General features: G+C 47.4%; 13 protein-coding genes. 1 reads left to right on the plus strand and 12 read right to left on the minus strand.

From position 1 onward, the window contains the following. Positions 1–126: 126 nt before the first annotated feature. A complete protein-coding gene (locus tag PAT3040_RS05555; protein ID WP_087572546.1) occupies positions 127–363 on the minus strand; it encodes a putative Se/S carrier protein in 237 nt (78 codons plus the stop codon). 111 nt (positions 364–474) lie between these two features. On the opposite strand from PAT3040_RS05555, the gene yyaC reads away from it, so the two are divergent. Continuing rightward, positions 475–1,083 carry a spore protease YyaC gene (yyaC, locus tag PAT3040_RS05560; protein ID WP_087572545.1) on the plus strand — a complete coding sequence of 203 codons (609 nt, stop codon included), beginning with the start codon at positions 475–477 and terminating at the stop codon, positions 1,081–1,083. 8 nt (positions 1,084–1,091) lie between these two features. Here yyaC and PAT3040_RS05565 read toward each other — a convergent pair whose 3' ends face one another. From PAT3040_RS05565 to rnpA, 11 genes are all read right to left on the minus strand, one after another. Further along, positions 1,092–1,574: a DUF4446 family protein gene (locus PAT3040_RS05565; protein ID WP_256976119.1), complete on the minus strand. Its 483-nt coding sequence runs from the start codon at positions 1,572–1,574 to the stop codon at positions 1,092–1,094. A 15-nt stretch (positions 1,575–1,589) separates the two neighbouring features. After that, positions 1,590–2,762 carry an aminotransferase class V-fold PLP-dependent enzyme gene (locus PAT3040_RS05570; protein WP_108991858.1) on the minus strand — a complete coding sequence of 391 codons (1,173 nt, stop codon included), beginning with the start codon at positions 2,760–2,762 and terminating at the stop codon, positions 1,590–1,592. A 168-nt stretch (positions 2,763–2,930) separates the two neighbouring features. Further along, positions 2,931–3,785 (minus strand): ParB/RepB/Spo0J family partition protein, encoded by an 855-nt coding sequence (locus PAT3040_RS05575; protein WP_108991859.1) that lies wholly within the window; start codon positions 3,783–3,785, stop codon positions 2,931–2,933. After that, complete coding sequence (locus PAT3040_RS05580) at positions 3,766–4,539, minus strand: ParA family protein (RefSeq protein WP_087572541.1); 774 nt, start codon at positions 4,537–4,539, stop codon at positions 3,766–3,768. The genes PAT3040_RS05575 and PAT3040_RS05580 overlap by 20 nt, the downstream gene beginning before the upstream one ends. 483 nt (positions 4,540–5,022) lie before the next feature. Further along, the gene (noc, locus tag PAT3040_RS05585) at positions 5,023–5,841 is read right to left on the minus strand and encodes a nucleoid occlusion protein (RefSeq protein ID WP_087572540.1); all 819 of its coding nucleotides are present in this window, start codon (positions 5,839–5,841) and stop codon (positions 5,023–5,025) included. A gap of 305 nt (positions 5,842–6,146) precedes the next feature. Further along, positions 6,147–6,869, minus strand: coding sequence for a 16S rRNA (guanine(527)-N(7))-methyltransferase RsmG (gene rsmG / locus PAT3040_RS05590; RefSeq protein WP_108991860.1), 723 nt, complete (start codon positions 6,867–6,869; stop codon positions 6,147–6,149). Further along, complete coding sequence (gene mnmG / locus PAT3040_RS05595; protein WP_108991861.1) at positions 6,870–8,765, minus strand: tRNA uridine-5-carboxymethylaminomethyl(34) synthesis enzyme MnmG; 1,896 nt, start codon at positions 8,763–8,765, stop codon at positions 6,870–6,872. Positions 8,766–8,777: 12 nt separating this feature from the next. Next, positions 8,778–10,157 carry a tRNA uridine-5-carboxymethylaminomethyl(34) synthesis GTPase MnmE gene (mnmE, locus tag PAT3040_RS05600; RefSeq protein WP_108991862.1) on the minus strand — a complete coding sequence of 460 codons (1,380 nt, stop codon included), beginning with the start codon at positions 10,155–10,157 and terminating at the stop codon, positions 8,778–8,780. Between the two features lie 111 nt (positions 10,158–10,268). Further along, positions 10,269–10,889, minus strand: coding sequence for an RNA-binding cell elongation regulator Jag/EloR (jag, locus tag PAT3040_RS05605; protein ID WP_087572536.1), 621 nt, complete (start codon positions 10,887–10,889; stop codon positions 10,269–10,271). Then, a complete protein-coding gene (locus PAT3040_RS05610; protein WP_087572535.1) occupies positions 10,886–11,668 on the minus strand; it encodes a YidC/Oxa1 family membrane protein insertase in 783 nt (260 codons plus the stop codon). The genes jag and PAT3040_RS05610 overlap by 4 nt, the downstream gene beginning before the upstream one ends. A 135-nt stretch (positions 11,669–11,803) precedes the next feature. Continuing rightward, a complete protein-coding gene (rnpA, locus tag PAT3040_RS05615) occupies positions 11,804–12,145 on the minus strand; it encodes a ribonuclease P protein component (RefSeq protein WP_108991863.1) in 342 nt (113 codons plus the stop codon). Positions 12,146–12,301: the final 156 nt, after the last annotated feature.

Here is a 12,301-nt window from a genome sequence, read left to right on the forward strand (position 1 = left end):
GAGCGTAGTGGAAGCTACGTGAGCACCGGAAGTTTCGCCTGAATTCAATATTCGATGTCGAGTAAACTTCGTGGCATACATCGTGATCAAAAGCGAACTTTTTGAACAACCTCTATTATATCTTTCCTACTCTACCTCTCGATACCCTATTCCATCAGGCTCGAAGATCCCTCGTATCTCTACCTGCTCCTGCACAATGATGGTTTTAACCTGCATTAGCTCCTCTTGGGGGAAATGAATCGATAACGCGCAACCTGCCGTAATTTCTTTGGGCGTCGGACAGATATCGATCTCAATATCTGCATATTCCAGCAGCATCTCGGCTCTTAGCGCCTGTTGGGTTGAATCAAATGCGATCAACATAACGCGCTTCTTCCTCCCTTGCATCTTTATTTGTTCTGCATGGTCCGTATTGCGTATAAAATGGTTGTCCCATCCATATACTAGTAACACACTACCTATTGGAGGGATTCTATGAAGCTTCCATTTATGAAAGACGCGCCGTTTAAAGTGCCTTACACAAATGCAAATATTACGGGCATGCTTGTTCATCGGCTGACTGGGCTTCTAGAGGAAATTTCAGCGAATCGCCCCATTGTCATCGTCTGCATCGGAACAGACCGATCAACAGGCGACGCGCTTGGTCCTCTAATCGGAACTGCGCTGTTTAAATACAGGAGCCCTCACTTCCATCTATACGGTACGCTGGAAGATCCCGTGCACGCCATGAATTTGGAGGATACGCTGCACGAGATTAATCGCAAATTCGAGAAACCCTTCGTTATCGGCATTGATGCCTGCCTTGGCCAAGTATCCAGCGTAGGATGCATTCAGATTGGGCAGGGTCCCGTCAAGCCTGGTGCTGGAGTAAATAAAGATCTTCCTCCGGTGGGAGATATCCATGTGACCGGCATCGTTAACGTTGGCGGCTTTATGGAATATTTCGTTTTGCAGAATACGAGGCTTCACTTGGTCATTCGAATGTCCGAGGTTATTGCGGCCAGTCTCATGTCCGCCATTACAAGTTATGTTCATGTATCCTCTTCCACCAGAGATCAGACTGCAGCTGCCGACTTTTCTTGATAGTCTGCTTACTTGGCCAATAGGATGACTTGCTTCTCCTCTGGTGTAAGCGGGTAATTGGATTCGCCCTTTTGCAGCGGTTTGGCATACATGTAAGTATTATCTCTGCCATGCAGACCGGAGAAAACAACTCCGTCCTTCTCCTCATTAACGATCGCCAAGGAGAAGCTGAGATCGCTGCCTCCTTCCGAGAAAGCATTGTATCTAATAATGCCGATTTTCCCTTTCACCAATGGCAATTCCGACTCTACTGCATCCACACGCTTTTTCAGCTTCTCCTCTTGTTGTTCTTGTTCATTCAACTTTTGTTTCAGCTCCAAGATCACATCTTCTAAGTTGCTTATTCCCGTATTGCCCATTACGGCAACATATTGCTTTCTTAACTTCTTGAGACGCGACCCTATAATTGCGATCCATACAATCAGTATGATGACCAGGAGCAATATTACCGCACCTATCCCACCCATCAAGTACATTAGTTGTTCGTCCATGCTTTCCCCCATCTCTCAGTTGCCATAATGCTTCGTTATTTCTGTCATAGCCGTTACTAATGTATCGACTTCCTCTTCTGTTGTGAATATGCCTACGCTTGCTCGTACAGCACCAGTATCAGCAGTGCCCGCGCTTGCATGCGCTAGCGGCGTACAATGGTAACCGGATCGAACGGCGATGCCGTAATGTTGATCGAGAATAAACGACAGCTCGGACGAATCAATATTCTCCGCCTGGAACGCCACAATGCCAGTGCGTTCCTCCCCCAGCTTTGGCCCTAACAGGCGAAGCTTCGGTATATGCAGCAGCCCTTCCATCATCCGCTCCGTCAATGCCCTCTCCTTAGTATGGATGTTCTGCACCGTCTCATTCAACACATAATGGACGCCAGCCTTTAGCCCCGCCAAGCCTGGCGTATTAGGAGTCCCTGCCTCGTACCGATCAGGCCGCACTAACGGCTGATGCGGGGCTTCCGACTGACTCCCTGTTCCACCCAACAACAACGGCTCCAGATCAACCTCAGGCGCAATATAAAGCCCTCCAGTGCCTTGAGGGCCTAGCAGTCCCTTATGTCCCGGAAAAGCCAGTAGATCGATTCCTAGCGCCTTTACATCGATCGGCACTATACCTGCGCTTTGCGCGGCATCAACCAGCAGTTTCACATCATGTTTGCGGGCGATTTCACCAATTTCTCCTACAGGCAAAATAGTCCCAAGCAGATTGGAGCTATGGTTCACTGCAATTAATTTCGTATTTGGTTTTATAGCCTTCTCCAGCTCTGACAACTGTATTCGGCCATATTCGTCCGAGCGTAAGTACGTTACTTCTACGTCTTTTTCCTGTTCCAATTGGTATAAGGGTCTTCTGACGGAATTATGTTCGACGCTAGTCGTTATGACATGATCTCCTGCCTTAACTAATCCCTGTATCGCCATATTAAGAGCCATCGTCGTATTAGCCGCAAAAGCGATATCATTCGGGTTGCGAATACCGAACAGCTTGCTTAACGCTTTTCTTGTATCAAATAAAATTCGGCTAGCCCTTACTGCCATAGCATGACTGCCTCTACCTGGATTAGCTCCGTCATTCATTAGCGCATCTGTCACAGCTTCTACTACACCAGGAGCCTTCGGCCATGATGTAGCCGCATGATCCAAATAAATCAACTTGCGTTGTTCGGCAGTCATTCCTCTACACCTTCCCTATCCATCTCTTTTAAGCAGCTCTTTATGAACAACAAGGTGAAACGGCTATTTCCGTTCATGAAAAACTTCCTTATAATTCAATAATGGCATACCTTAGTTTAATCCTTCAGCTGAAAGATTACAACTTAGATATGCCATTATTCAGTCCTTTTAGGCAAGCTGTTGAAGCAATTCGAGCAAACGTTCCAAATCTTGTTTGTTGTAATATTGAAGCTCGATTTTCCCTTTATCCTTCTGTTGTTTAATCTTCACAGTTGTTTTGAAACGGTCGCGAAGCGTCTCTTCCAGATGTTCAATGTAAGGATCGCGTTTCTTCGGTTTTTGCCCTTTCTCCGGCTGGTCTTTCCCTTTATGATCCAGCTTTTGAATGGCATCCTCCAGTTCCCGCACGCTCCACTCCGAACCAATAATTTGCTCGGCGAATTCCTTCTGTACGTCAACATCTTTAATGCCCGCAAGTGCTCTCGCATGGCCCATTGAAATTGTTCCACGTGAAACATATTCTTTGATTTCTGCAGGCAAGCTCAGTAAACGTAAGAAGTTTGCAATGTGAGAACGCGACTTGCCTACCTTCAAGCTAAGCTCTTCTTGTGTCAATTTAAATTTATCCATTAATGCTTGGTATGCAATAGCTACCTCTAAAGCGTTTAAGTCTTCCCGCTGCAAGTTTTCGATTAACGCAATTTCCATGACTTGTTGATCACTGTAGTTCCGTATAACCGCCGGAATTGTCGTATTGCCGCAATATTGCGAAGCGCGGAAACGACGTTCCCCTGCAATAATCTCATAACCTTTAATTACTGAACGCACAATGATCGGTTGAATGACACCATGCTGTTTAATGGATTCCGCAAGTTCCTTGATGGATTCTTCATCGAAAGTTTTACGTGGTTGGTAAGGGTTCGGACGAAGCTGTGATAGCGAAATCTCTACGACTTTATCATCATCATTGACGGACAGAGACGGGATTAGCGCATCCAGGCCTCTACCTAGCCGCTTGCTCATACATTACCACTTCCTTCGCAAGTTCAAGATAAACTTCTGCACCTTTGGATCTCGGATCATAAGTGATAATAGCTTGTCCATGAGACGGAGCTTCACTCAGACGTACATTCCGCGGGATAATCGTTTGATATACTTTCTGTTGGAAATACTTTTTCACTTCTTCAATCACTTGAATACCCAGATTCGTACGCGCATCCAGCATTGTAAGCAATACTCCCTCAATCTGTAGGGATGTATTTAAATGCTTCTGAACAAGTCGAACCGTATTTAGCAATTGACTGAGTCCTTCTAACGCGTAATATTCGCATTGTATCGGGATAAGAACAGAATCAGCTGCAGTCAAAGAGTTGATTGTCAAAATGCCAAGGGATGGCGGACAATCAATAATGACGTAATCGAAATCATTTTTTACCATATGAAGTGATTTCTTTAACCGAAGTTCACGAGAAATCGTTGGGACAAGCTCGATTTCTGCGCCAGCCAATTGAATCGTAGCTGGAATAACGGTCAACCCCGGCACACTCGTTTCCACCATGGCATCTTTGGGATGCACTTCGTTAATTAATACATCGTAAATACAGTTGGAAACATCGGCTTTATTAATGCCGAGACCGCTTGTCGTATTTCCTTGCGGGTCGATATCGACCAGAAGCACCTTTTTCCCAAGCGAAGCAAGGCATGCTGATAAATTAACGGAAGTCGTCGTTTTGCCGACTCCGCCCTTCTGATTGGCAATTGCAATAATTTTCGACAATTCTTATTCACCTCATGTGTGAAACTTTTGTACAAAATGGCATCGCCGCCTTCATTGGAAGGCGGCATCATTTTGGGAAATCAAGGTGAAACGGCTGACGTTTTCCCTTTATCAACGCAGCGCGTTTCATTCCCGGAAATATAGAGAAAGTATGGCTAACCATCTTAAAAGCTTTTTCTATATTTCGAGTCAAATTGAAGCCCGTATAACCTTCTATACGGGCTTCTATCTCCATTATGATCCAGTCAGGAGCAAAGTGGAATTCAGCTATTTAGCAGGAGCAATCCTCTGAGGACGTTTTTCGTCATTTCACCTTGTTCTATTATAGCATAGAAGAGAGGAAGAAGAGGAACTGTGATAGAAATCTAATATCTATTTTTAAGAGATTGTTGAGAATACCTCTGTACCGTGGTCTTAAGGGATGAACGACCTCCAGTTTTGCAAAAAAAAACTGCTGAGGAAGCATTGGATGACAGATGATTACTAGCGTTTAGGAATTTGAATCACTATTTCATAATGATCCTCGTGATCCTTTTCATTGGTTTTGATCTTTAAACCCGAGCCCGACACCATATCAATGGACTGTCTAATCGTATTAAGCGCAAGGCGTACATCCTTCGTGAAGGATATTCGTTTCGCTTTTTTATTTTTGTTCGATTCATTTAAGAATGCGATTCGAACCTCTGTTTGTTTCACATTCAGATCCTTCGTAATAATTTCCTCAAGAACCTTCAGCTGCAGCTCTTCCGAATCCAGGGATAATAATGCTCTCGCGTGTCGTTCCGAAATTTTTCGTTCCATGAGTGTAGCTTTAACCGGTTCAGGGAGCATAAGCAATCTCAGTTTGTTAGCAATCGTTGACTGGCTCTTCCCTAATCGTTGCGCCAAACTTTCTTGAGTCAGCTGATGTAATTCAATTAATTTCTGGTAAGCCACCGCTTCCTCAATAGCGGTTAAGTTCTCACGTTGGAGGTTTTCGATTAAAGCGATTGAAGCGGTCTGAGAATCATTGAATTCTCTTACGATTGCGGGAATGGTTTCATAACCGAGTTTCGTTACTGCACGCCAACGTCGTTCGCCGGCAATAATTTCATAACGATTATTACGAACGCGTACAACAATAGGTTGGATAACGCCATGCGTCTTAATAGTCTGACAGAGCTCCTCGATTCGATCATCGTCGAATAAGGTACGAGGCTGAAACGGGCTCGTATCAATCTCATGAATTGGCAGCTGCCTTACTTCTTCTTGAGGAGAGCGCTGTTCGGACAGGCCGAACAGGCGGGATAATGATTCTTTCATGAATGACTACCACCCGATCATATGATAAATCTATGCATAAAAAATGCAATAGACTTTCCAGACATCTGAGATCATCCTAACTTTTCCCTATTAATTCGACTCCCTACCAATGAAATCCTGCTTGACACCTTATCAACTATGTAATTTAACAATTCAATTGTAAGAATACGACACTGAATATTCATAGATTAACAAATCCAAGCTTTAACGGTTAAAGAAGTGCTATTCCCGCATGATAACGTAGAACAGCACTCCACTCTCCCTATAAGTTGACAATGTTTCACGTGAAACAATTTGTGAAAATACTAGATTAAAGGTTGCTTAAGCGGCGTTCCTGCTTTGCGTGGATATTTTTGGGGCGTAGTGCCTGTCTTCTGGATCACAACGATATGCCGCTCAGACCCTTCGTGAGGAAGCACCATACCATGCTCATCTATCAGCTTACCTTTCAATTCCTTTAAGCTAAAACCCGCTTCCTTCATTTCTTCCTGAGATTTAGCACCCTTCATGGCAGCAAACTTGCCGCCGGGACGTACAAAGGGAAGGCAGAATTCATTAAGTACATTAAGACGTGCAACAGCTCTTGCCGTAGCCAAATCAAATTGATCGCGATATAAAGGCAACCTTGCAATATCCTCTGCACGACCATGCACACACTCTACATCCTGGAGTTCCAGTCGCTCCGCCAATGCTTTTAGAAAGGAAATTCGTTTGTTCAGGGAGTCCACGATGACAACCTTTAAATGAGGGAAACAGATTTTTAACGGAATGCTTGGAAATCCGGCTCCAGAGCCAATGTCGGCAATAGATTTAATTCCAATCATATCGACAAAAAAGGATAAGGAGATAGAATCATAAAAATGTTTTTCATAAACAGCATCACGTTCCGTAATGCCCGTCAGGTTCATTCGTTCGTTCCAATCCACCAGCATTTCCAAATAGGCTTCAAATTGCTCCAACTGGCGGGAAGAGATGGATACCCCTCTCTCCCCCAGCTGCTCAACTAACCATGTACTCGTCTTATCCATTTATGATCCTGACTTTCTTGCCGCGGTGACACGATTGTAATGTTCCAAATAAACAAGCAAAATCGAAATGTCTGCCGGCGTAACACCGGCAATTCGGGATGCCTGACCAATCGAAAGCGGACGTATAACGCTGAGCTTCTGCTTCGCCTCGGAAGCGAGGCCGCGTACATCGCCGTAATCGATGTCTTCTGGCATCTTCTTTTTCTCCATCTTGTTCAATCGTTCAACTTGGAGCAGTTGTTTTTCGATATATCCCTCATATTTGATCTGAATCTCAACTTGCTCCTTCATTTCGTCGCTTAATTCATAAGGGCTCGGGAGCACGCTCTCCAAATGAGCATACGTAACCTCGGGACGACGAAGCAACGACAATGCATCAGCGCCTTGCGTCATTTGCGCGGAGCTTGCTGCCTCCAGCATCACCTTCATATCATCCGGCTTTACCTTCGTATTGCGAAGTCGCTCAAGCTCCAGCTCCACCAGCTCTTTCTTCCTTAAGAACTTGCCGTAACGTTCTTCCGTGATCAGTCCGATCTCATAACCAAGCGGGGTCAGGCGCAGATCGGCATTATCATGCCGAAGCAGCAATCGATATTCGGCTCTCGAAGTCAGAAGTCGATAGGGATCATTCGTCCCCTTCGTCACGAGATCATCGATCATAACACCGATATATCCCTGCTCGCGTCCAATAATGACGCCTTCCTTCCCTTGCACCTTTCTCGCAGCATTAATGCCGGCGATGATGCCTTGGCCAGCCGCTTCCTCATATCCGGATGTTCCATTGATTTGTCCAGCTGTAAATAATCCGTCTATGACTTTCGTCTCCAGGGTCGGCCAGAGTTGAGTGGGGATAACCGCATCATATTCTATCGCATAGCCGTTGCGCATGATCTCAGCATTTTCCAAACCTGGAACCGATCTAACAATTTTGAGTTGCACATCCTCAGGCATACTCGTCGACAAGCCTTGCACGTAATACTCCGAAGTATGTTTTCCCTCCGGCTCCAGGAAGACCTGATGCTTCGGCTTATCGGCAAACCGAACGATCTTGTCTTCAATTGACGGGCAATAACGCGGTCCTGTTCCTTCTATGGCGCCAGAGAACATCGGAGCGCGATGCAAATTATCATTAATAATACGATGTGTTTCTTCCGATGTGTAAGTCAGCCAGCAAGGCAATTGTTCGTTATCGGACGACTCTGTCTCATGAGAGAAAAACTTCAGTTTCTCGTCGCCAGGCTGGATCTCCGTCTTCGAGAAATCGATCGTATCCTTATTTACGCGCGGCGGCGTTCCCGTCTTAAAGCGAATCAGCTCGAGACCATGTTCCTTGAGGCTTGCGGACAACCGGACCGACGGCTGTTGATTGTTGGGCCCGCTCTCATACATAAGCTCGCCCATAATGATCTTGCCCCGAAGATAAGTACCGGTCGTGACGACAATCGCCTTCGCCCGATATTCGGCGCCCGTCTTGGTCAAGATGCCTACGCATTTGCCGTCTTCGACAATAAGCTCTTCCGCCATCCCTTGGCGAAGCGTCAAATTCGGCGTTTCTTCGATCGTTTTTTTCATCAGATGCTGATATGCGAATTTATCGGCTTGCGCGCGAAGCGCGTGAACAGCCGGACCCTTGCCCGTGTTAAGCATCCTCATTTGAATAAACGTTTTATCGATATGGCGCCCCATCTCGCCGCCCAGAGCGTCGATTTCGCGCACAACATGCCCCTTCGCCGGACCGCCGATCGACGGATTGCACGGCATAAACGCCACCATATCCAGATTAATCGTCAAAAGCAGCGTATCGCAGCCCATTCTAGCTGACGCAAGTGCAGACTCGCAGCCCGCATGTCCTGCGCCGATAACGATGACATCGAATTCACCTGCCACATATCCCATAATAGATCCCTCCTACTTTCCAAGACAAAACTGTGAGAAAATTTGGTCAATCAATGAATCGCCCGCTTCGTCGCCCAGAATTTCACCAAGCGATTCCCAAGCGAGTCTTGCGTCTATCTGTATTACATCAATCGGTATACCCGAATAGGTTGCCTCTATTGCATCCTCCAGCGAACCTTTCGCCCGCTTTAATAGCGAAATATGTCGAACGTTGCTGACATAGGTCAGATCATTTGCCTCCAACTGCCCTTCGAAGAACATCTCGCTTATTGTAGCTTCCAAGCCGTCCAGTCCCCGCTCTTCCAGAACGGACATCCTTACAATGCGATCCGAAGCAACGTAACGTTCAACCTCGTCCATCTCCAGATGACCTGGCAAGTCGGTTTTGTTGATGATGGCGACAACCGATCTCCCTTCAAGCTGCTGAAGCAGCTGCCGATCATCGCTCTGCAGCGGTTCATTATGATTAAGCACGAACAAGATCAGATCCGCATCCTGAAACGCGTCACGCGACCTCTCTACCCCGATCCGTTCCACAATGTCGCTCGTTTCCCGAATCCCCGCCGTATCCAGCAGACGAAGCGGTATGCCATTTAACGTCACGAATTGTTCGATGACATCGCGTGTCGTACCCGGAATATCGGTCACGATCGCCTTGTTCTCCTGCGTCAAAACGTTCATAAGCGACGACTTGCCCACATTAGGCCTTCCGACAATTGCCGTCACAATGCCTTCACGCAATATTTTGCCTTCGTTCGCGGTTTTTAGCAATTTGTCGATTTCGCCGATGGCAAGCTGACATTGTTCGCGGATATACGCGCTTGTCATCTCTTCGACATCATGCTCGGGATAATCGATATTGACCTCAATATGGGCAAGCAGCTCGATAACCGTCTGACGCAGCGCCTTGATCTTTTTCGACAACGCGCCTTCCGCTTGTTTGCGTGCAACGGAGAACGCCCGATCCGACTTCGATCGGATGAGGTCGATAACGGCTTCCGCTTGCATCAGGTCAATGCGTCCGTTCAGGAATGCCCGCTTCGTGAATTCGCCGGGCTCCGCCGTTCGGATATTATCCTGCAGCAACACGATGTCCAGCACCTTCTTCACCGCGATGACGCCGCCATGCGCATTGATCTCGACAACATCTTCTGCCGTAAAGGAGCGCGGTCCGTGCATCAGCGTAAGCAGCACCTCCTCGATCTTCTCCCCGCTGGAGGGATCAACGATGTGCCCGTAATGAACCGTATGCGACTCGGCGTCGTTTAGACTTATTTTCGACGAAAAAATACGGGATATACCGCTAATCGCCTGCGGTCCGCTTACCCGAATGATCGCGATGCCGCCCTCGCCAACAGCGGTCGAGATCGCGGCAATCGTATCGTGAATCATGACTATCAACACCTCTTTATGCTTCTTGCGCAGAATGGAAAAACAGCAATGACCTTGGGAAGCCATTGCTGCGAATCGGATACCGGTATGGATGGTTAGGTAATAATCGCCTTACCTCAGCGCAATGACGACGCGCCGATTCGGCTCGTCTCCCTTGCTGAACGTCCTTACCTTAGGATGGTTCTGAAGCTGCGAATGGATGACCTTGCGTTCATGAGGCGTCATCGGCTCGAGAACGACTTCCTTTCTCGTGCGAATAACTCGTCCCGCCAATCGGTCGGAGAGCTCCTCCAACGTCTTGCGGCGACGCTCGCGAAAATCCTCTGCATCAAGGACGATACGAAGATGACTGTCTGAATAACGGTTGGCCACAATATTTACCAGGTACTGCAGCGCGTCAAGCGTGCCCCCCCGGCGTCCAATCAGCATGCCCAGGTCTCCCCCGCCCGATACGGACAAGTAGAAGCCTTCTTTCGTTTGCTTGCGATCGATCTGAACTGAAAGTCCCATTGTACGCGCGACTTCGACAAGGAACTGCTCGGCTTCCTCCAGCGGATCCGGAATAAGCTCCAGCTCCACCTTGGCTTCCTTGACGCCAATCAGCCCGAACAGCCCTTTGGACGGCTGCTCCAGCACGACAACTTTAACACGGTCTTCCGTTACTTGCCATTGTGTCAATCCATTACGCACAGCATCGTCTATCGTCTTGCCCGATGCAACGATTTTCTTCATTTTGCAAGGACCTCCTTCTTACCCTTGTCAGATGAACCACGTACGTACAGGAAGTAGTTTTGAACGATCGTATACGTGTTGCTGAATACCCAGTACAGCGGCAATGCAGCAGGGAACGACATCGACATCACGAAGATCAGCACCGGGAAAATCGTCATGATCATCCCCATGCCCGGCATTTGCTGCGTCTGCTGCTTCTGCATCATCTTCGATTGGACGAAGGTCGTAATCGCGGCAAGCACCGGCAAGAAGTACCATGGGCTTGGCTCGCCAAGTCCGAAGCCGAACAACGTTTCGGTACGGATGTCCTGATTCCAGTAGATGGCATTGTAGAGCGCGATAAATACCGGCATCTGGACAATCAACGGCAGACAGCCCGCCAAGGGGTTGACGCCATGCGTCTGGAACAGTTTCATCGTCTCTTCTTGCTGCTTCTGCGGGTTGTCCTTATATTTCTTCTTAATTTCCGCCATTTGCGGCTGTAACGCTTGCATAGCCTTGGAACTGCGATACTGCTTAAGTGTCAACGGCAGAATGAGCGTTCTAACGATAATCGTTAGCAGCAGGATCGCCAACACATAGGAGCCGCCGAACCAGTTAGCGAACGTATCAAGCGTAATAGCGAAATAATAAACGACGTTTTTCTCCCAGAAATTACCCTTGAGCAAGTCGGGCGTATCCATGGTATGATCGGCAGGAGCACAGCCTGCAAGGAGGCCCATAACCAATACAAGACCCGCCACGAGAAGCCATTTTCGATTTGTATTCCGAAACAACATTAAATCTCCTCTCTGAGAGCTTCTGCATAGTTCTATTCCAAGATAGACTATACCATAATTTAATACACAAATAAACAAGATGAAACGGCAGTCTCCGACCTTTGGCAGCGCTGTAAGTTTCATCGCTAGAAATCATTACTTCTTTAATAAACCGGCTTTCCTCAGCACATGCCCGACGCTCTTCTCCATCTCCTTCATCTCCATGGCCGTTGCCTGCTTCCTGACGATGAGGATGAAGTCCGTTCCAGGTACGATCCGGTCCTCCATATGACGTACGATTTCCTTTACCATTCTTCTCATCCGATTGCGCATGACGGCATTGCCGATCTTTTTACTGGCCGACACGCCGAGCCGGAATGGGTCCGCCACTCTTTGCCTGGACCAATATACGACGAATTGGCCGTTCGCGAACGATTTTCCGCCCCGATAGACCCGATTGAAATCTTCGCGGCTGCGAAGACGCAATTTTCTACGCACGTCTTATATCCACCGTTCTCTCTTCATTCTATTATGAGGTTGTTCAAAAAGTCCGATTCCCATTACGAAGTATGCCAAGAAGCTTAACTCGACATCGAAGATTGAACGCAACCGAACCTTCCGGTGCTCACGTAGCTCTGCTACGCTCCGCTCCTC

This window comes from Paenibacillus agaridevorans (genome assembly GCF_003112455.1).
Taxonomy (GTDB): Bacteria; Bacillota; Bacilli; order Paenibacillales; family Paenibacillaceae; genus Pristimantibacillus; species Pristimantibacillus agaridevorans.